The organism is Superficieibacter sp. 1612_C1, from assembly GCF_015234305.1.
Lineage (GTDB): Bacteria > Pseudomonadota > Gammaproteobacteria > Enterobacterales > Enterobacteriaceae > Superficieibacter.
This window is the reverse complement of sequence record NZ_JADGMI010000005.1, coordinates 229,073-250,065: the sequence shown is the minus strand read 5'-3', so window position 1 is coordinate 250,065 and position 20,993 is coordinate 229,073. Positions and strand designations below refer to the sequence as shown.

The window sequence follows — 20,993 nt, the reverse complement described above, 5'->3', positions numbered from 1 at the left end:
ATAAATGATTACCCTTCAGGTAATCAGCCAGCGAAGTCTACCATACTCTCTGCGGGCTTACCGTCGCGGTTGCGCTGAGAGTGGGTCGTGATATTATCAGGGCAGACCGGTTACATCCCCCTAACAAGTTGTTTAAAGAGAAACACTATTATGACGGATAAATTGACCTCTCTGCGTCAGTACACCACCGTGGTGGCTGACACCGGAGATATTGCGGCAATGAAGCTGTATCAGCCGCAGGATGCAACAACTAACCCTTCTCTGATCCTCGGCGCTGCGCAAATTCCTGAATACCGTAAACTGATTGACGATGCCGTGACCTGGGCACGTAACCAGAGCAGCGATCGCGCGCAGCAGATCGTTGATGCGAGCGATAAACTGGCCGTTAACATTGGTCTGGAAATTCTGAAACTGGTGCCGGGACGTATTTCGACTGAAGTCGATGCGCGTCTTTCTTATGACACCGAAGCGTCCATCGTTAAAGCCAAACGTCTGATCAAGCTGTACAACGACGCTGGTATCAGCAACGACCGTATTCTGATCAAACTGGCCTCTACCTGGCAGGGCATTCGCGCTGCCGAGCAGCTGGAAAAAGAAGGGATCAACTGTAACCTGACGCTGCTGTTCTCCTTCGCTCAGGCTCGCGCCTGCGCCGAAGCGGGCGTGTACCTGATTTCTCCGTTTGTCGGTCGTATCCTCGACTGGTACAAAACCAATACCGATAAGAAAGAGTATGCGCCAGCAGAAGATCCGGGCGTGGTATCGGTAACGGAAATCTACGAATACTACAAACAGCACGGCTATGAAACCGTGGTCATGGGCGCAAGCTTCCGTAACCTGGGCGAAATCCTGGAGCTGGCGGGCTGCGATCGGCTGACCATCGCACCAGCGCTGCTGAAAGAGCTGGCGGAAAGCGAAGGCGCGATCGAGCGTAAACTGTCGTTTAGCGGCGAGGTTAAAGCGCGTCCGGAGCGTATTACTGAAGCCGAGTTCCTGTGGCAGCACAACCAGGATCCGATGGCGGTCGATAAACTGGCGGACGGTATCCGCAAGTTCGCCGTTGACCAGGAAAAACTGGAAAAAATGATCGGCGACCTGCTGTAATCATGATGGCCGGTAACATCCTACCGGCCATTTTTTTATCTGGCAGGCAAAATCAGTGTTGAAGCTGCCGTAACTCTTCTATTGCAATGCCCGTCATCTTGACGATCGCCTGATCCTCTAACCCATTCTCCAGCATCGCTCGTGCAATTTTGAGCGTGGCTTCACGTTCTCCTGCCTGCTTGCCTTTTTCAATACCTTTCATGAGACCGATATTTTCCAGTTGCTCTGCCATTGTCATCAATTCATCTCCATGTCGGGGGACGCGCTGTGCAAGCTTACGCAAAAACACGGTGGCGTTTTGTGTTTCGCTGGTCTGCAACATGTAGTTTACCAGGGCAACTACCTGCTGTCTGTCAATATGCTCCATTAGCAACAGGCTGGCGAGTTTATCCAGCAATTGCGCCAGATCGCGCTGGCGAATATGTTTCTGAATAAGCGTCAATGCCGCCATACTTCGATGCTGCATAATATCATCGTCCGGGATCGTCGTGATATCGACCAGGGTAAAATCATGGCTATAGATCTGGCAGGCAAGCTGGGGATCGGTAAAGTCTTCCAGCCAGTTCATCGCCCAGGGATAGGGGCTTCTGCGAACCTGATAAAAAAGAATCGGGATCACCAGGGGGAGGGTGTCATGTCCGGCATCAAGATGACGTTGCATGGCGGCAATGGCATAGCGCATCAGGCGAAACGCCATATGTTTGTCCGGTGAGCTTTGATGTTCAATCAGGACATGAATGTAGCCCTCTCCCCGGGTCGTTTTCAGTGAGTAGAGTATATCGCTGTAGTAAGAGCGTAAATTCTCTTCAAGGAAGCTCCCGGATGCCAGCTGTAGCGTGTCGAGATTGCAGAGGCGAAGTAGCGCAGGGGGCAGGTGGAGCATTATAAAATCGCGCGCCGTTTCAACGCGTGAGAGAAACGTTTTGAAAATGGCATCGTGAGGGGTTGAGGTGGTTTTTTCACTCATGACAAGCCGTCCATGGACTATTTTGGCGACATCCTGCCACTGGCGGCAGCAAGCCGATAGTGGAAATAAAAAAAGGATATCGGTTTTGCGTACCTCCTCGAGAAAGGTGATGTTCAGATGCGTCGTATTGCGTGACGTTCGCGTGTATTATTCCTGGAAATAGCATCACAGAAGGGAATACTCATGGACACCTTACGCATTGGCTTAGTTTCCATCTCCGATCGCGCCTCCAGCGGCGTTTATCAGGATAAAGGCATTCCGGCGCTTGAATCCTGGCTGGAAAAAGCGCTCACCACACCTTATGACATCCAGACGCGTTTAATCCCCGACGAACAAAGTATCATTGAACAAACGCTGTGTGAGCTGGTGGATGAAATGAGTTGCCATCTGGTCCTGACCACGGGCGGAACCGGTCCGGCGCGGCGTGATGTGACGCCGGACGCCACACTGGCAGTGGCCGATCGTGAAATGCCTGGTTTTGGCGAGCAGATGCGGCAAATCAGCCTGCAATTCGTTCCGACCGCTATCCTTTCCCGTCAGGTGGGCGTCATTCGCAAGCAGGCGCTGATCCTCAATTTACCGGGCCAGCCTAAGTCTATTCAGGAAACGCTGGAAGGCGTTAAAGATGAACAGGGTAAATCGGTGGTGCCGGGTATTTTTGCAAGTGTACCGTATTGTATACAGATGCTTGAAGGACCTTATATCGAAACGGACAGTCAGGTAGTAGACACTTTCCGGCCCAAAAGCGCGAGACGAGAGACGCTTTCCTGATTAAGCAGGTTGCCAGGTTTTAACAAAAACGTCCGTAGCGTAGCGATTTATTTACTATTAAGTAATTTTTAATTTACATAGTATAGTGAGCATCTTCTCTCCTGCTTACACATGGTCAGCTATGTCGAAAAACGCACGGACTCTGAATCGTCAGGACTATAAAACGCTGACGCTCGCCGCCCTCGGTGGCGCGCTGGAGTTTTATGATTTTATTATCTTCGTTTTCTTTGCGGCATTAATCGGCGATCTTTTCTTCCCCGCTACTATTCCTGAATGGCTGCGTCAGGTGCAGACGTTCGGGATTTTTGCCGCCGGTTATCTGGCACGGCCGCTGGGTGGCATCGTCATGGCCCACTTCGGCGATCTGGTCGGACGTAAAAAGATGTTTACCCTGAGCATTCTGCTCATGGCCCTGCCAACGCTGGCGATAGGGCTGTTGCCTACCTATGCCACGGCAGGTTTAGCTGCGCCATTGCTTCTGCTGTTAATGCGTATCCTCCAGGGCGCGGCCATTGGTGGCGAGGTGCCGGGAGCGTGGGTGTTCGTCGCTGAGCATGTGCCGGAGCGGCGGATAGGCATAGCCTGCGGCACGCTGACGGCCGGGCTGACGGTGGGTATTCTGCTCGGCTCGGTGGTCGCGACTATCGTCAATACCACCCTGAGCCAGCAGGCGATTCATGATGTCGGCTGGCGTTTACCGTTCCTGCTGGGTGGCGCGTTCGGGCTGATCGCCATGTATCTGCGCCGCTGGTTACAGGAGACGCCCATCTTCCTGGAGATGCAGCAGCGTAAGGTTCTGGCAAAGGAATTGCCGGTGAAATCGGTCATTGTCAGGCATAAGAAAGCGGTCATTCTCTCTATGTTACTGACCGGCCTGCTCTCTGCCGGCATTGTGGTCGTGATCCTGATGTCGCCGGTCTGGCTGCAAAAACAGTATGGCTTTGCCCCTGCGCTAACCCTACAGGCCAACAGCATTGCCACCATCATGCTCTGTTTTGGCTGCCTGATGGCCGGGCTGGCGGTCGATCGTTTTGGGCCCGGTAAAATATTTATCATTGGCAGCATAATGCTGGCCTGCTCCGGCTGGATGTTCTATCACCTCTCCGGCGTGTATCCGCAGCAACTGTTTTTACTGTACGGGCTGGTGGGGCTATGCGTGGGCGTCGTGGGGGCCGTGCCTTACGTGATGGTCAAAGCATTCCCGCCCGCGGTGCGTTTTTCCGGCATCTCCTTTTCCTACAATATGTCGTATGCCATTTTCGGCGGCCTGACGCCAGTCGCGGTCACCATGCTGATGGGCGTTTCGCCGATGGCTCCGGCCTGGTACATTTTGGCGATATCACTGGTGGGAATAGCGCTGGGCGTAGTCTTAAAGCGTGAGAGCAGTGAAGATAATACGGAGAGGGTTTTACAGCGTTCTTAATGCTGAAGATTCATGGCGGATACCCTGAACGGTATCCGCCAGCGTCAATTAGTGCTGCTCGCCAATCGGCAGCACGGTACGGCCAAACTGTTCGTTCAGCACTTCACCCATCGCCAGATAGATAGCGCTTGCACCACAGACCAGACCAACCCAGCCTGCAATGTGAATGATACCTTCATTGCCGCCGATGTTGCCGACTGCCAACAGCGCAAACAGGACGGTCAGGCTTAAAAAGACAAACGACAGCATTCTTGCGCCTTTCAGCGTACCGAAGAACATAAACAGCGTAAACACGCCCCACAGACCGAGGTAAGCCCCGAGGAACTGCGCGTTTGGCGCATCGGTTAAGCCCATTTTGGGCATCAGCAGGATGGCGACCAGCGTTAGCCAGAAAGAGCCGTATGAGGTAAAGGCGGTTAAACCAAAGGTATTGCCCTTTTTAAATTCCAGCAGGCCGGCAAAAATCTGCGCGATACCACCGTAAAAAATACCCATCGCCAGGATAATACCGTCGAAAGGGAAAATGCCCGCATTATGCAGGTTCAGCAGAATAGTGGTCATGCCGAAACCCATCAGGCCCAGCGGAGCCGGATTAGCCAACTTAGTGTTGCCCATAATTCCTCAAAAACTTATCGATTTACAGTGAAAGGTGTTCGCCCATCAAACCCGCTACGGGGAGGGCGCAGCATCATAATCGGAGGTATTTGCACTGTCTATGATCTGCCGGGGGTAAAAGGTGATTTTTACCCCCGCACAGTAATGGCGAAATCAGGCGTGTTGAGCCGCAATCATTCGGCGCAGGCAGGCTATTCGTAATACGGCGGGGATAGTCACCCGATACGCATTACCACTCACGGCTTTTACACTATTTAGCGCTGCACCCACCGGGCCACCCAGCCCGGCACCGCGCAGTAAACCGTGTCCAATCACGCTGACGGCCGCATGGGTGCGCAGGATGCGGTTTAGCTGGCCGGAGAGCAATAACGAAACGCCGCCAATCAGTTTTTTATCCTCAAGCAACCGGGGCAAAATCTCTTCCAGCTCGGTCACTTTAAGCTTTACCGCAGAAAAGAACTGCGCTTTTTGCTCCTCATTCATTTTCTTCCACGTATTGCGCAGAAAATGCTCCAGCAGACACTGCTCGATTGCAAACGTAGACTGGTTTTTTTCTGCTTTCAGCTTCAGGCGATGGCAAACATCCAGCAGAATGGCCCGATACAATTTCCCGTGTCCGCGCAGCGTATTGGCGATGCTGTCGCCGCCGAAGTGCTGAAGTTCGCCAGCGATAAGCCGCCAGCTATGACGATGACGTTCCGGATGCCCCTCCATCGACTGATAAAGTTCATTGCGCAGCAGCATGCTTGAGAGACGCGGCTTATTTTTGCTGTTATGGGTTAATAAACGGGCAAAATCGGCCAGCTGTTCTTCGCTACAATGCTGCAAGAAGCTGAGATCGTCGTCGTGTAAATAAGTGACGTTCATAAATGTTAATGTCCAATAAATAATGTTAACAACAATGGACTGTTAATAATTAGTCATCGCCAATAATTTTTAGCCGCGCCATATCTGAGGAGTTCACCGTATGGCCGGAAAATACAATCTTCGACACGCAGCGTTTATTGTCGTTATCGCTATTAATATTGATCCAGCCCGTGCTCTCGCCTTCTTTAATGGTGGAAGGCACGTTCAGGCTCTGGCTGGCGTTGCGTAAGGCTTTAAAGTAGACCGATGCGCCGCTAAGCTGCACATCACCGTGATCGGCCTTAATCTGGATACGCTTCACCACGCGGCAAACGGGCATTTTTAGCGTCAAATCATTCGTTTCATTACGCGGCATGGCGATAATACCCATCGCTTTATGAGCGTTCGCCATAGCAGGCAGGTTGATCAATAAGCCGGACAGTAAGCCTAAGAAGATTATTAATAACCGGTTCATTTTTATTCCTTTGTAAAATGCATTCAATGGCGCTTTAGCGGGGCCCTTTATTTTAACACTTAATGTCTTTTTCCTTCGAGTTCGCAATGCTTTCCATTTATTTCAAAAGTCATGGGAATGTATTTGTTATTTATATTCACGCTATGAATGTATTGCTTATCGCCGGCGAGCGGAACGCTTGCGCTGGAGCCAGTGAGCTGTCTGAGACGATCCCGATCGGCAAAATTTTTTTCACTTCCCCCCTTGATGCAGGTCGCGGCGACCCCATCTTGTAGTCAACCGCAGTGAGTGAACCTGAAAAAAAACGATTTAAGGCAGTTGAAACCGCACGTTTCGCCCTTATTACAGGTTCACAACCACATGATGACCGAATTTTTAGTGGAGACGTTTAGATGGGTAAAATTATTGGTATCGACCTGGGTACAACTAACTCTTGTATAGCGATTATGGATGGCACGACGGCACGTGTGCTGGAGAACGCAGAGGGCGACCGCACAACGCCTTCTATCATTGCATATACGCAGGATGGTGAAACTCTGGTTGGTCAGCCGGCTAAGCGTCAGGCAGTGACAAACCCGCAAAACACCCTGTTTGCGATTAAACGCCTGATTGGCCGCCGCTTCCAGGACGAAGAAGTGCAGCGTGATGTATCCATCATGCCGTACAAAATCATCGCCGCCGATAACGGTGACGCATGGCTTGATGTTAAAGGCCAGAAAATGGCACCGCCGCAGATCTCTGCTGAAGTGCTGAAGAAAATGAAGAAAACGGCAGAAGATTACCTGGGTGAGACGGTAACTGAAGCGGTTATCACCGTACCGGCCTACTTTAACGATGCTCAGCGTCAGGCAACCAAAGACGCGGGCCGTATCGCCGGTCTGGAAGTCAAACGTATCATCAACGAACCGACCGCTGCCGCACTGGCCTACGGTCTGGATAAAGAAGTCGGCAACCGTACTATCGCGGTATATGACCTCGGTGGCGGTACGTTCGATATCTCTATTATCGAAATCGACGATGTTGACGGCGAAAAAACCTTCGAAGTACTGGCCACCAACGGTGATACCCACCTGGGCGGTGAAGACTTCGACAGCCGTATGATCAACTACCTGGTTGAAGAATTTAAGAAAGATCAGGGCATCGACCTGCGTAACGACCCGCTGGCGATGCAGCGTCTGAAAGAAGCGGCAGAAAAAGCGAAAATCGAGCTGTCTTCCGCGCAGCAGACCGACGTCAACCTGCCGTATATCACTGCGGATGCGACCGGTCCGAAACACATGAACATTAAAGTGACGCGTGCGAAACTGGAAAGCCTGGTCGAAGACCTGGTGAACCGTTCTATCGAGCCGCTGAAAGTGGCATTGCAGGATGCGGGTCTGTCCGTCTCTGACGTTCAGGACGTGATCCTGGTCGGTGGCCAGACGCGTATGCCGATGGTGCAGAAAAAAGTTGCTGAGTTCTTCGGTAAAGAGCCGCGTAAAGACGTTAACCCGGATGAAGCGGTGGCGATTGGTGCCGCAGTTCAGGGTGGTGTACTGACCGGTGAAGTGAAAGACGTACTGCTGCTGGACGTTACCCCGCTGTCGCTGGGTATCGAAACCATGGGCGGCGTGATGACGGCGCTGATCAGCAAAAACACCACCATCCCGACCAAGCACAGCCAGGTGTTCTCGACTGCGGAAGACAACCAGTCTGCGGTAACCATCCATGTGCTACAGGGTGAGCGTAAACGCGCCGCTGATAACAAAGATCTGGGTCAGTTTAACCTCGATGGTATTCAGCCTGCGCCGCGCGGTATGCCGCAGATCGAAGTGACCTTCGACATTGATGCTGACGGTATCCTGCACGTTTCCGCGAAAGACAAAAACAGCGGTAAAGAGCAGAAGATCACCATCAAGGCGTCTTCTGGTCTGAACGAAGACGAGATCGCGAAGATGGTCCGCGAAGCGGAAGCCAACGCGGAATCTGACCGTAAGTTCGAAGAGCTGGTTCAGACCCGTAACCAGGGCGATCATCTGCTGCACAGCACCCGTAAGCAGGTTGAAGAAGCGGGCGATCAGTTGCCGGCAGATGACAAAACCGCTATCGAGTCTGCGCTGAGCGCGCTGGAAACATCGCTGAAAGGCGAAGACAAAGCGGATATCGAAGCGAAGATGCAGGCGCTGGCTCAGGTTTCCCAGAAGCTGATGGAAATCGCTCAGCAGCAGCACGCACAGCAGCAGGCTGGCGCTGATGCTTCTGCAAACAACGCGCAGGATGACGATGTGGTCGACGCTGAGTTTGAAGAAGTAAAAGACAAAAAATAATCGCCCTTTGAATGGGTTATGAACTGGCACGGGCGAAGAGGTTTCCTCTCCGCCCGTGCTCGCATGTTAGGGGCTGAAAAAGACAATGGCGAAACAAGATTATTACGAGATTTTAGGCGTTTCCCGGACGGCGGAAGAGCGTGAAATCAAAAAGGCGTACAAACGCCTGGCGATGAAATATCACCCGGACCGTAACCAGGGTGATAAAGAAGCTGAAGCCAAATTTAAAGAAATTAAAGAAGCGTACGAAATCCTGACCGACGCCCAGAAGCGTGCGGCTTACGATCAGTACGGCCACGCCGCGTTCGAACAGGGCGGCATGGGCGGCGGTGGCGGTTTCGGCGGCGGCGGTGCTGACTTCGGCGATATCTTTGGCGACGTGTTTGGCGATATCTTTGGCGGCGGCCGTGGTCGCCAGCGGGCTTCACGCGGAGCCGATCTGCGCTACAACATGGAACTGACGCTGGAAGAAGCGGTACGCGGCGTCACCAAAGAAATTCGCATTCCGACGCTGGAAGAGTGTGATATCTGCCACGGTAGCGGAGCCAAACCCGGCACGCAGCCGCAGACCTGCCCGACCTGTCATGGTTCCGGCCAGGTGCAGATGCGTCAGGGCTTCTTTGCCGTACAGCAGGCCTGTCCGCACTGTCAGGGCCGCGGTACGCTGATCAAAGATCCGTGCCATAAGTGCCACGGTCACGGGCGCGTCGAGAAAAGCAAAACGCTGTCGGTTAAAATTCCGGCAGGTGTGGATACCGGCGACCGTATCCGTCTGTCAGGTGAAGGCGAAGCGGGCGAGCACGGTGCGCCAGCGGGCGATCTGTACGTTCAGGTACAGGTGAAACAGCATCCGATCTTCGAACGCGAAGGCAACAACCTGTATTGTGAAGTGCCGATCAACTTCGCCATGGCGGCGCTGGGCGGTGAAATCGAAGTGCCGACCCTGGATGGCCGCGTGAAGCTGAAAGTGCCGGGTGAAACCCAGACCGGTAAACTGTTCCGTATGCGCGGCAAAGGGGTGAAATCCGTGCGCGGCGGGGCACAGGGCGATTTGCTGTGCCGCGTGGTTGTCGAAACGCCGGTAGGTCTTAATGACAAGCAGAAACAGCTACTGAAAGAGTTGCAGGACAGTTTTGGCGGTCCGACGGGCGAACATAACAGCCCCCGCTCTAAAAGCTTCTTTGATGGTGTAAAAAAGTTTTTTGATGATTTGACGCGTTAATATCATCCCGGCAATTCATCGGCCTGAGAGTTCACTCTCAGGCTTTTTTTTGCCTGTTTATTACTGAGTCGGCCAGCGTCCGCCCGCAGAACGGCCTGTATCCCTGACGTTCAGGTTTCAGTACCGCCGCGAAAGAGGCAGATATATTAAGTTTTATTAAAAATGATATGTTGTTTAGCTAAATAGAGTTGTTGGTTTATATGAAACATTTTGTGGATTTATTGTTTATAAAAAAACGATGTCTCTCATCGTAATAATTTATTATTCTTTTGATAAACTGTTATTTGCTTTATTTTGAGTATTATCTATATTGCATTTTTTAAATTTAAGAGGCTGACAATGGATGGGCTCAAAAGGTGCCAACAAGCACTTTGATTATAATTTAATCAAAGTCCTTGACGCTGTCATATCGGCAGGCAATGCCACCAAAGCCTCCAAAAGATTATCCGTTACGCCTGCTGCTATTTCTCTGGCACTGTCCCGTTTGCAGAGCTTTTATCAGCAAGAATTATTTGTCAGAAGCAAAGATGGTCTGGTTCCCACGGCAAAAGCCATCGAGATCCATCAGGCTTTTCGTCAGGCTATGGCGCTGGTAAATGATACCTTTGTCCCCGAAGAGACGAGTACGCGCAGCCAGAAAATCACCGTGCTTGGTAGTGAGATCGCTGAAAACTATTATCTGTCACAGTTATATGAAGATGATATTTTTGAGCGATTCTCTCTGCGTCATTTCTCTGCCAGAAATATACATAAAGATACTCTCAAAGAACATTTGATAGTCGGTGATTGCGATCTTGTTATCAGCCCCGACACTATCATCGAGCCGGGTATCGAAAACCAACTTATCGACAGCTTTAAAAACTTCGTCTGCATCTGTAGCGCCGACAATCTGCTTGGCGAGTTGTCGCAGCTCACGCTGCACAGCTTTTATTCTGCACGTCATGCTGTCTATCAATCTGGACTCTTCTCACCCATTATGATCAATGATGACGATCTGCATGAAAAAAATGACGAGTATAAGGGGTACCGGGTGAAGGGCTACCGCAGTGATTCCATCAGCGGCATCATCAGTATCGTTGAGCGTACCTCATTAATTGCCATATTACCTTTAAAGCTGGCGCTTTTTTATAAAAATCAGCGCCGCTATGCGATTAAAATGGTCCAGCCACCGCCGCAATTGGTTTTTAAACCGCTGAATGTTTATGCTTCATGGAATAATAAAAGCAGTAAAAAACAGGACGTAAAGGAATTGGTAGATATGCTTCATACCCTTTCCTCATTCAGACGTTAGGAGTAGTACCTTCAGGGACGAGTGATAAAAATTGGTATTTAATGATGCGGTTTGATTACGGCTTTAGCGCTATTTTTATTACATTCCTACCATGTCATTTCAATACAGGAAGTTAAAATGTCTATTCCCAATCATTTAGAAACCTCAGAAGTTGTACTTCTGGAGATGGAAATTTTATTAACCGTTGTCGCGACGGGCGCGTGGGGCGGTTTTGTCAGTTATCTGTTAAAGTCCAACAGGAAAAAGACGGAACCAATGCATAAAAGCATTATGAGCTGTCTTACGCAAATTGTGATCTCCTGCTTTACCAGTTTTTTATTAAGCGCTATCGCGATTGAAAAAGGGCTAAGCTTCAATATGATTTTACTGGCCGCCGGTATTGGTGGCGTATTTGCCGCGCCGATACTTAAATTCCTCGGCGATAAGCTAAAGAAAACCATCGAAGATAACAGTATCATAAAATAAAAATATAAGGCTCATTGCTGAGCCTTATACCGCTCGTTTTTATATTGCTACGCAAAGGCGTAGCAATGCATTTTTTCGTTTTTTACGTTACCCGGTTTTTAATCCATCCGTAGATGAAATCTTCATTTTGCGGTCTTTCTTCCGTAATATTCAGGTAGTAGGCACCCTGGCTACAGTTCAGCGCTTCGACCAGCACATGCTCGCCCTCTCTGCCGCGCCAGGCGATGAAGACCTGCAAGGCGGTAATGGTCATAGGTCCGATGTGACCATCAACTTTAATATCCTGATAATTTTTCTGCTCGCGGTTCAGGGCATTCAGCCAGCGCTGCAACCACAGGCAGGGAAGCCGCGGTCCAATGTTCACAGCGGCATCGCAGAGTTCAAAAGCAACTGGCCAGGAAATCTGCGAAATAAGTTCAAAGCCCGGTTTTATCCAGTAATTATTTTCGAGTATAGAGTACGCTTCTGCGCGCGTCATATCCCGCATATCGCCCTGATAACCGTTCGCACGCGCTGTCGCTTCGGTAATTCCCCAATTGGTTGCGCCGCCCCGATCGTTAGGGTTATTTGTGTAACTGCCTTCTGTCATTAAAATGCCGTCAATAACTGGATTCATTTTTTCACCTCAACAATATTAGTGGATATTCACATAACAGGCGGCTGCTAATACGGCAGCGGCAGCAACGGTAAGCATGACTTTAACTGGCGTTTTATTTAGCCATGCCCAGCGTTTGCCTGTTTTATTGTCTATTGGTTTTACCGGAATCTGGTTATTAACCTGAATGCCTTTTCGCGGCACGGTAATCAAAAAATCATTCACTCCTAATGATTTTAGATCGCGACGAATGAGATAGAGTATCTGCGTTAAATTGGCATCATTAACGAAGTTCCCCCGACTTCCCCATAGCGCCGTGGTGAGCTGCTGGCGTTCAATCACATCCATTTGTGCGTTCTCAATAATAAAGCTAAGGCATCTTGCACGCATTGCGGTCATTTTGATAACCAGCGAATTCGAGATACTTCTTAACTCATGATTCCTTTCATTGTAGATACAATTGTTATTGATCATGTAGGTTTTCATAACGTCATCCTTTAGAAATTTACATCCTGTTTTGAGTGCGACTGATATTAATTATAAGAATTTGCTCAATCCATTATTTCCCAATGATTTTATTGAGTTAAACGCCGGAAAACCAACTTACGTCACAAAAAAGTGACCTTATTAAATGAGGTTTACTATCAACTTTAATGAAACTTAATACATAACATGGCGCAGGGCTTTGCTAATTCACTCGATGGTCATTAGCGTGATGAGAGTGGGATGTTTATCTGAGGAATCTCACTATTTTAGTGATTTGAGCATCACCTGAATATGTGATGTTTTGTGATTAGCCATTTGGCCGATGCGGATGGATTATGGACCCCGCAGAACGAACTGCGATTAATTTTAAATCATAAGGAAATAATCATGGCACAGAGCAAATTAATTAAGGGCGATACCCTGACAGAAACCAGCAACGCAGCTGACGGCTTTAACCCGGCAATTGACGACAGTAAACTGAGCTACACCTCTGCTCGTGTCGCGAAACCTGTCTATAACCAGTACAAAGCTGACGCATCGAAGCCGAAAGTATTTGGCTACTATACTGACTGGTCGCAGTACGATTCTCGTTTGCAGGGCGATGACACTGAACTTAACCGTGGTCGCGGCTACGATCTGAACAATGTGTCTCCGACCGCTTACGACAAAATTATTGTTGGTTTTGTGGGCATCACCGGCTTTAAAAAGCAGGATGGCCTGGACCGCGACGTTGTTGCCGAAGGCGCAGCGCTGTGCGGTAAAGTGAAATACGAGCCGACCTTCCTCGATCCGTGGGGCGATTTCCAGACTTACGTAAACGTCGGTTTCGACGTTAGCGGCTGGGATGTCGATCCTAAGACCGTAACTCAGGCCAACACCAAAGGCTTCCTCGGCGGTCTGCGCGACCTACAGGCGAAAGCGAAAAAACAGGGCCATAATCTTGAGCTGTCCATGAGCATCGGCGGCTGGACCATGAGTAACGGCTTCCATGAAACGTCGGCTTCCGACGCTTCCCGTAAAATTTTTGCTAAAGGCGTGGTCAAACTGTTCAAGCAGTTCCCGATGTTCAGCGGCGTGGACCTGGACTGGGAATACCCGAACGTGGAAGCTGTCGGCAACCCGTACGGACCGGAAGATGGTGCGAACTTTGCCCTGCTGATCGCTGAAGTGCGCAAACAGCTGGACGCCGCAGGCCGTAGCGACGTGAAAATTTCTATCGCTGCTTCCGCGGTTGTCGCTAACCTCGCTTACGCTGGCGTTAACACCCTGATGAAGTCCGGTATGGATTTCGTCAACGTCATGACCTACGACTTCTTCGGTACGCCGTGGGCAGAAACCGTAACCCATCATACCAACCTGAAAGCGCTGACCGCAGGCGGCTGGTCTGTTGAAACTATCGTTGACTACCTGCTGGCGGAAGGCTTCCCGGCTGAGCGTATCAACATCGGTTACGCCGGTTACACCCGTAACAGCCGCAACACCGAAATCACCAGCTTCTCCCCGCTGGAAGGGACTTATAACCCAGGCACTGGCTCGACGACCGGTACGTTTGAAACCGGTACCTCCGAATGGTACGACGTGATTTACAACTACCTGGACCTGGAAAATCAGAAAGGACGTAACGGCTTCAACGTCTATACCGACCAGAAAGCAGACGCGGACTATCTGTACAACCCGCAGTCTAAACTGTTCATGTCGCTGGATACCCCGCGCACCGTTAAAGCCAAGGGCGAGTATGCGGCGAATCTGGGTCTGGGCGGCGTATTTACCTGGACAATCGATCAGGACAACGGCGTGCTGGTTAACGCGGTACGTGAAGGTCTGGGTTATGAACTGAGCAAAGAAGTCATCGATATGGAGCCGTTCTATTTCGAAGGCATCAACGTTGAAGAAAAAGAAGAAGATGAAGGCCAGAAGGTAAACCATGCGCCGAAAGCGGCCATCGAACTGCGCGTTGTGGGCGGTTCCCGCGTTCAGCTGTCCGGGGCGAACTCTTCTGATGAAGATAAAGATGAACTGAGCTTCAGCTGGGGCGTACCGTCTGCCATTACCGTGGCGGACAAGACAGCGGAAATCATTGAGTTTGAAGTGCCGCAGGTCACTGAAGAGACACAGTTCCAGTTCACTCTCTTTGTTCGCGACTGCTGGGGTGAGCCGTCAACACAGCAACGCTTTGTTCTGACCGCGGTTGTCGCTCAGGCAGACGCGCAGCCGAAAGAAGACGACGTGCTCCCTGCACCGGAAGACGAAGACGTTATCCCGGTACCGGACGATAAAGAAGAAGATAAAGAAGAAGAGACCGATACCACGCCGGACGATAAGGCTGCTCCTTACGCCGAATGGGACGCGACCAAAGTTTATGGCGCTAGCTGGGGTTCTTTCGAAATCGTTAGCTGGAAAGGCCATAACTACCAGGTTAACTGGTGGTCTCAGGGCAACCAGCCGGATCTGAACTGCGGCGCTGGCGGCGCATGGACTGACCTCGGCGCTTACTAATCGACCGTAGCACGGATAGTTGTTGAATTTTGCTAAATGGAAGCCCCGGTGACTCGGGGCTTTTTTCCCCTAAGGACAGAGGATTTATCATGTCGGCCATTTCCATTAAGAGCAGCGCGCTCAACGCGCAAAGCTGGTATCAAAAGATGACGCTGACGCTCACGAACCAGAGCGATCGCGCCGTTGATCTCAATCATGCCACTATTCATTTCACTGCATCGGGTCATCCCGATCCGTGGGGTAACTTTGGCGGTAATCTGAAGGGCGATCTTCCATTGACGCTGCGCGAACAGCCGCAGGGAAGATTGAACGCCATTGAGATGACCATCAATAACCGCGGCGAACTCTTACTGGCACCGGGAGAAAGCGGCAAACTCTTTTTTAGCCTGGCGGCGGCAAAAGTCCCGGTGACGCTGTCGGCATTCACATTAACGCTGGCGTCAGAGGCGGCGGACGTTATTCCGGATGAGGAAGAAGAGGACAAAATACCGCAGCCGCAGCCGGAACCACAACCTGAACCGCAACCCGAGCCTCGGCCAGAACCGCAACCCGAGCCAGAGCCGCAACCCGAGCCTCAGCCAGAACCGGTCACCGGCGAGGGGATCGCCTTAACCGTCAGCGATATTAACGTCAACAGCTGGTATCAGCGTGTCAAAATGACCCTGAAAAACGGCTACTCGCGCGCCATCGACCTTAACAAGCTGCAAATTACCTTTACCGCCAGCGCGCATCCAGACCCTTACAGCCCGTTCAGCGGGACGTTAATGGGAAACCAGCCGGTTAAACTTGGCAGCGACGACGGCTGGCCTGTCGAAAAAAATAGCATCACTATCAATAATGACAGCGCAATGAAGCTGGGTGCAGGCAAATCGGCGGAGCTGGAGTTTTATCTGGCGGCAACGCAAACTCCGGTTGTACTCGAAGACCTACAGGCGACGCTGGCGCACGATCCGGGTCGTCAGGGCAAGATCGAATTCATCTTCCCGGCGCGGAAAGAGGCGACCCCCCTGAAGCCGGGGCTGGATATCGTTTACCCGGACGGCAGCGTTAAAAACGTCACCGGCGAGTGGGGCCAGTCGCTAACGGTGGCCGATCTCGCGGCAGGGCAGTACACCGTTAACGTTCAGTCCCCTGAAAATGATGACATGCGCATTGCGCCGGTAAAAGAGACGCTGACCGTTACGCTTGTCTCAGGCCAGGACAGCAAGAGCTGCCCGATCGCCTTCCAGGAAACGGTACGTTTTGCCGCGATGACGCTCAAACTGGATCTCCCTTCCTGCGACGGCGGTCTGATAAACGCCGAGCTATGGGGTAGCGATAACACCGTCGCGCGTACCGTGGCGCTTACGGCTGGAGAAGCATTACAGGTGACTCGCCTGACCGCCGGTCAGCGTTATGAGGTGCGTCTGCTTCCCGCCTGCATTAACAACCTGATGATTAGCTCCCCGGCGCAGCCGACCGCAGCGATCCCTGAAGTGGGTAAAGCCACCGTGGTTAACGTTGGCTATCAGCAGAAAAGCACCGATACCGCTGGCTTTGTCGAGGTGAAAGCCACCGTGCTTGGTCTGCCAAAAGGTGCCGGGGCCCAGCGCTATCGCTTCCATAGCGGAAACGGAAAAGGGGAGTACCAGTATCTGTTGACCCTGGAAAGCCATAGCCAGCAACAGGCGTTTCCTCTGCGCATCGCGCCGGGGCTGTATGCCGTGGAGGTTGCCGATGTGCATTGCGATGGGGCCATCTGGCACTGCGAAGCCGACGCCGGTCTGCGCCTGCTGCAAAGCAGCAATGTGATTACGCTCTGCTTTGAAAAAGGCGTTGTTTTGCAGGTACGCGGCTGGCCAGATTACGTTGCTCACGGCGGCGTCACGGTGAATGCGGCGGATACCGCCACGCTCTACCGCGATGTGCCCGTCAGCGCGCTGTTTAAATATGACGGTTTTGACGGCGGCGGCGACCCGATCCCGGCAAAAGAGATGGACCTGAACAGTGACGGCTTCCTGGATTACGACCTGCTGCCGATCCACAAAACCGTGCCGCTGGTGCGGCAAATTGAGAAAGAGGCGGGCCGATCGGTGATGCCGGTGATGGTGGTGTATACTGCCAACGCCAGCGGTGGTAGCGCCGTGAGCGATCTACAGGATAGCCAGAAGCTGCGTAACCACTTCGGTAACTTTATTACGCAATGTATGGCCGCGCAGTCTTATAAAGATGACGCGCACCCGGTCCCGGCGACGTTTGTCCTGAACCCCGATTTCCTGGGCGCGATGCAACAGGAGCCTTACGGTTACACGGCGGTGAGGCAGAAAAACAGCGTACCGGTGAATGCCCAGCTCGCCGTGGCGGTGAAGGCGCTTGCCCCGGTGCTGAAATACAGCGTGCCAGCGCTGCCGACGTTCAGTGACGATCTGTATGGCTACATTCAGGCGATCAACTACCTTGTTCACCAGTTTGCGCCGGATGTGGCGTTCGGCTGGCAGACTAACGTCTGGTCAACCGGCACGGCCGACTGGGTACTGCGCGAAGGTGCCGATCCGCAGGCGCAGGGAAAACAGATTGCGGCCTTTATTAATGAGCTTGGCGTTTACAGCGGCAATTACGCACCCGATTTTATCGCTTTCGATAAATTTGAACGCGACTGCTTTAGCCCGGACGCGCTGGCGCACTATGGCTGGAACGCGACCTGCTGGCTTAACTACCTGGGAATGGTGAAACAGGCGGCGAAAGATCTGAATAAACCCGCTATGCTCTGGCAGATCCCGGGCGGGCATATGCCGACGGCAGAGGAGGGCACCACCATGATTAGCGAAAACCATTTTGCGTCGGGTGGCACCTTCTTTATGGGCGACAAGCGTATTGGTACCAATGTGGAGGAGATTACCGGGACGTTGAAAAATATGGCGCTCAATCAGGGCACCTACGGCGCGGCGACGGCAGGAGACTTCTTGCGTAAAGATAAGGGGTATGATTGGGGACAAATGCAGGCGTTAAATCTGCCTGACTATAATGTCTTTTCTATCCTCTGGGGTGGTGGTTCGACCGTCAGCATCACCACTATTCACTCTAATGGTGAAGACGGTGGCTGGCTGGCGGATAAGATGCGCGAATATTATTCCTCTCCCCGCAGCCTTACTTGAATAATTTAATCCTGAACGATAAGGTTGATCCCTGGCGGTATGGAAATTATTTCTCCATACCGCTATGGTGATCGCTATGTAGTTTTTTATGGTAATATATGTTAAGGATTTACTTAAATCATTATTTCTAATTGTGGTTGCTTTTGTGATTATTTTTAATGCAATTGTTTCTATGGTTTTTATCACCCTGCTTCAATAAGTTAATCTTTAAATTGATGTTAATTTTAGTGAATTGATTTTCATATACTTAACCCGTATCGTATGTTTTTGTTTTATACTGACTATGCACCCGATGAATTTAGAAATTCTGGCAAACATTGAAAATTGTACTGACGATTCATTACATTCTTTCATCTTTAATCAAAAATCGAAGCCCCTTGCCGCCCTGGCTAATGTATTACAGAAACTGATCCCGCACGGCACGCCTCTTTCTTTAGAAGTTGGCGAAGTTTTTCCATTGGGGATGAACAAGGAAGAACAAAAGATTGTGATACTGGATGAGGGAATTACCTCATTCTGCCATGCAAAAAGTCAGCGTCAGCTCTGCGCTATTTTTGCGCCTACATTACTGGGTCTCATAGACAGCTATGCCCGTACTTACGAGGTTTCCGAGTGGCCGCATCACTATCTGGTGGCGGAAACCCGCTGCAAAGGTTATTCAATCCTGCTGGCAGATTTTATCAGGTTGTCTGATGAGTTAAATTTATGGCATGACATTGCCCGCATTCTTGCGCAGCGGCTAATGGTTATGAGTGCGCGCGAACAGGAGCTGGTCGGCGTCGATTCTTACCTGAAGGTCAGAGCATTGCTTATTGAGATCTCGATATACCCTGATGCTTATCGTCAGCAGATCAATATCATGAGTTTCATTCAGCGACGCACGGGTTTATCAAAAAGCCGCATCATGAAGATCCTTTCCGAGCTTAAGAAAGGCGGTTATATCAGTATTGATAATGGAAAGCTTGTTGATATGAAAAAACTGCCGGCAGCCTATTAGCGTTTTCCTTTCCGCGGGCAGGATCTTCTTTTTGAAAAAGAAAATCCTGTCGCTACTTAAAATGCTTATTTAGATTTTGCTTAATCATACTATTATATTTTTGTCAATATGAAATGAAGCAAATGCCAAATGGCAGCTGGTTATGATTTTAAAATCAACAGGTTAACATCGGTCCTTTAAAAAGATCATCTCATCGTTGCACCTCAACCCGCTGTTAGTAATAATAAAATTCAAGTCGGGAGAATAAAGCGTTGCTTCGCCTTTCCCGATTAAGCTATCGAAAAGCTAATTGACTCAAATAAATAACGACCAGAATTCTTCTCCATGAATTCGATCTCTACTTATATCTGACTGTATAAGGAATATACTGAGCAGGCGGGTGGGCTATTGCTCAGATATTTAATAAGAGGGTCATCAACAACATAATTAGGATTATCAGAGGGAATATGAAAAAGTATTTATTTGCGATGGTCGTTACGGCTATCACTGCTGGTGGAACGGCAATGGCGGCAGAAACCGATACAACGACTGTTAACGGCGGTACCGTCAATTTCGTGGGCCAGGTTGTTGATGCTGCCTGCTCCGTCACGGCTGATTCTGTCGATCAGACCGTCACCCTGAGCCAGGTGCGTTCCTCAAAATTAACGGCTGCCGGAATGGTCGCAAACCAGAAAGAAGACTTCAACATTAAGCTGGAAGATTGCGATACCACCGTTAGCCAGAACGCCGCGGTCATTTTTAACGGCCAGGAAGATGCCAGCCAGCCGGGTTCACTGGCAAACACGGCGGGTGCGGGTTCTGCAACAAACGTCGCCCTGCAACTGTATGGACCGGATGGTCAGACGCTGAACGTGGGCGAAACGTCCTCCAACGTGACACTGATTAACGGTGGAAATACCATTCCGCTGAGCGTTGACTACATCGCTACCGGTGCGGCGACGTCCGGTAACGTTGAGGCAACCGCGACCTTCAGCATGGTTTATTCCTGATTTCATGATTTTCCGCCTTCCTTCTGCGGAGGGAAGGCGGCGCACTATTTACGTTAAAAAAGCAGCGCGGGCCAGACGAAAAAGAATGACGATGATGAAAACACAGATGTTAAAACGCCTTGTACTGCGGGCCATCGCCTTCACGCCGGTGCTGATGTTGGGTGTCGTTATGATGGGGGCGACGGTGAAGGCTTACGCGGGCGGCGTGGCGCTCGGCGCAACGCGCGTTATCTATCCGCAGGGTGAAAAGCAGGTCTCCCTGCCCATCACCAACTCTTCTGCAAACAACGTTTTCCTGATCCAGTCATGGGTGGCCAATGCTGATGGAACAAAGTCCCCGGATTTCGTGGTGACGCCACCTCTCTTTGTGATCCAGCCGAAAAAAGAAAACGTGCTGCGCATTATGTATGTCGGGCCGACGCTGCCCACTGACCGGGAGAGCGTCTTTTACTTCAACAGCAAAGCGATCCCCTCCGTTGACAAGCGCAAGCTCCAGGGCAACGTGCTGCAAATTGCTACCCAGAGCGTGATTAAGCTGTTTATCCGCCCGAAAAATCTGCCGACGCCTTCTCTTGACGCACCGGCGTCTCTGCGCTGTCACGTGGCTGACGGCAAGGTCACGCTCTCTAATCCTTCGCCGTATTACCTGTCCCTGGTGGAGCTTTACATCGGCAAGGTAAAACAGACCAACACGATGGTGCCGCCAAAGGGCAGCCTGATACTGAACGCCACCGGCGACGGTCGCGTGAAGTACGAGACGGTCAATGACTTTGGGGCCACTACCCCTGCGCAGATCTGCGCCGGCAGTTGA

Annotated in this window: 18 protein-coding genes; 12 read left to right on the top strand and 6 right to left on the bottom strand. The window is 51.1% G+C overall.

What is annotated here, in order from left to right; translation table 11 throughout:
• Nucleotides 1-150: 150 nt before the first annotated feature.
• Entirely contained in the window at nucleotides 151-1,104 is a 954-nt protein-coding gene (tal, locus tag INT84_RS17935; protein WP_194207887.1) for a transaldolase, read from the top strand.
• Between the two features lie 52 nt (nucleotides 1,105-1,156).
• Here tal and INT84_RS17930 read toward each other — a convergent pair whose 3' ends face one another.
• Nucleotides 1,157-2,071, bottom strand: a complete 915-nt coding sequence (locus tag INT84_RS17930; protein ID WP_194207886.1) for an Rpn family recombination-promoting nuclease/putative transposase — start codon at nucleotides 2,069-2,071, stop codon at nucleotides 1,157-1,159.
• A gap of 183 nt (nucleotides 2,072-2,254) precedes the next feature.
• Here INT84_RS17930 and mog point away from each other — a divergent pair, with 183 nt between their 5' ends.
• Nucleotides 2,255-2,842, top strand: coding sequence for a molybdopterin adenylyltransferase (gene mog, locus INT84_RS17925; protein WP_194207885.1), 588 nt, complete (start codon nucleotides 2,255-2,257; stop codon nucleotides 2,840-2,842).
• 121 nt (nucleotides 2,843-2,963) lie between these two features.
• Entirely contained in the window at nucleotides 2,964-4,265 is a 1,302-nt protein-coding gene (locus INT84_RS17920; RefSeq protein WP_194207884.1) for an MFS transporter, read from the top strand.
• A 48-nt stretch (nucleotides 4,266-4,313) separates the two neighbouring features.
• Here the strand turns inward: INT84_RS17920 and satP are convergent, their stop codons facing one another.
• The 3 genes from satP to INT84_RS17905 all read right to left on the bottom strand — a co-directional run bounded on the left by satP (nucleotide 4,314) and on the right by INT84_RS17905 (nucleotide 6,201).
• Nucleotides 4,314-4,880 (bottom strand): acetate uptake transporter, encoded by a 567-nt coding sequence (gene satP, locus INT84_RS17915; protein ID WP_176918380.1) that lies wholly within the window; start codon nucleotides 4,878-4,880, stop codon nucleotides 4,314-4,316.
• Between the two features lie 153 nt (nucleotides 4,881-5,033).
• Nucleotides 5,034-5,747, bottom strand: a complete 714-nt coding sequence (gene msyB / locus INT84_RS17910) for an acidic protein MsyB (protein WP_194207883.1) — start codon at nucleotides 5,745-5,747, stop codon at nucleotides 5,034-5,036.
• A 49-nt stretch (nucleotides 5,748-5,796) separates the two neighbouring features.
• Nucleotides 5,797-6,201 (bottom strand): DUF2541 family protein, encoded by a 405-nt coding sequence (locus INT84_RS17905; protein ID WP_194207882.1) that lies wholly within the window; start codon nucleotides 6,199-6,201, stop codon nucleotides 5,797-5,799.
• Nucleotides 6,202-6,593: 392 nt separating this feature from the next.
• Between INT84_RS17905 and dnaK the strand changes: the two genes are divergently transcribed.
• The 4 genes from dnaK (at nucleotide 6,594) to INT84_RS17885 (ending at nucleotide 11,485) form a co-directional block, all read left to right on the top strand.
• A complete protein-coding gene (gene dnaK / locus INT84_RS17900; protein ID WP_194207881.1) occupies nucleotides 6,594-8,507 on the top strand; it encodes a molecular chaperone DnaK in 1,914 nt (637 codons plus the stop codon).
• Nucleotides 8,508-8,592: 85 nt separating this feature from the next.
• Nucleotides 8,593-9,729, top strand: coding sequence for a molecular chaperone DnaJ (gene dnaJ / locus INT84_RS17895; protein WP_176918376.1), 1,137 nt, complete (start codon nucleotides 8,593-8,595; stop codon nucleotides 9,727-9,729).
• Between the two features lie 343 nt (nucleotides 9,730-10,072).
• Nucleotides 10,073-11,020 (top strand): LysR family transcriptional regulator, encoded by a 948-nt coding sequence (locus tag INT84_RS17890; RefSeq protein WP_194207880.1) that lies wholly within the window; start codon nucleotides 10,073-10,075, stop codon nucleotides 11,018-11,020.
• A gap of 117 nt (nucleotides 11,021-11,137) precedes the next feature.
• Nucleotides 11,138-11,485 (top strand): phage holin family protein, encoded by a 348-nt coding sequence (locus INT84_RS17885; protein WP_194207879.1) that lies wholly within the window; start codon nucleotides 11,138-11,140, stop codon nucleotides 11,483-11,485.
• 82 nt (nucleotides 11,486-11,567) lie between these two features.
• Here the strand turns inward: INT84_RS17885 and INT84_RS17880 are convergent, their stop codons facing one another.
• Both INT84_RS17880 and INT84_RS17875 read right to left on the bottom strand, forming a co-directional pair.
• The gene (locus INT84_RS17880; protein ID WP_194207878.1) at nucleotides 11,568-12,101 is read right to left on the bottom strand and encodes a glycoside hydrolase family 108 protein; all 534 of its coding nucleotides are present in this window, start codon (nucleotides 12,099-12,101) and stop codon (nucleotides 11,568-11,570) included.
• A gap of 18 nt (nucleotides 12,102-12,119) precedes the next feature.
• Complete coding sequence (locus INT84_RS17875; RefSeq protein WP_228066335.1) at nucleotides 12,120-12,566, bottom strand: transcriptional regulator; 447 nt, start codon at nucleotides 12,564-12,566, stop codon at nucleotides 12,120-12,122.
• A 387-nt stretch (nucleotides 12,567-12,953) separates the two neighbouring features.
• On the opposite strand from INT84_RS17875, the gene INT84_RS17870 reads away from it, so the two are divergent.
• From INT84_RS17870 to INT84_RS17850, 5 genes are all read left to right on the top strand, one after another.
• Nucleotides 12,954-15,062: a glycosyl hydrolase family 18 protein gene (locus tag INT84_RS17870; protein WP_194207877.1), complete on the top strand. Its 2,109-nt coding sequence runs from the start codon at nucleotides 12,954-12,956 to the stop codon at nucleotides 15,060-15,062.
• 89 nt (nucleotides 15,063-15,151) lie between these two features.
• The gene (locus INT84_RS17865; protein ID WP_194207876.1) at nucleotides 15,152-18,196 is read left to right on the top strand and encodes a chitinase; all 3,045 of its coding nucleotides are present in this window, start codon (nucleotides 15,152-15,154) and stop codon (nucleotides 18,194-18,196) included.
• 292 nt (nucleotides 18,197-18,488) lie between these two features.
• Nucleotides 18,489-19,193, top strand: a complete 705-nt coding sequence (locus INT84_RS17860; RefSeq protein ID WP_194207875.1) for a winged helix-turn-helix transcriptional regulator — start codon at nucleotides 18,489-18,491, stop codon at nucleotides 19,191-19,193.
• 446 nt (nucleotides 19,194-19,639) lie between these two features.
• The gene (locus INT84_RS17855) at nucleotides 19,640-20,182 is read left to right on the top strand and encodes a fimbrial protein BcfA (RefSeq protein ID WP_194207874.1); all 543 of its coding nucleotides are present in this window, start codon (nucleotides 19,640-19,642) and stop codon (nucleotides 20,180-20,182) included.
• Nucleotides 20,183-20,288: 106 nt separating this feature from the next.
• Nucleotides 20,289-20,993, top strand: coding sequence for a fimbria/pilus periplasmic chaperone (locus INT84_RS17850; protein ID WP_370529684.1), 705 nt, complete (start codon nucleotides 20,289-20,291; stop codon nucleotides 20,991-20,993).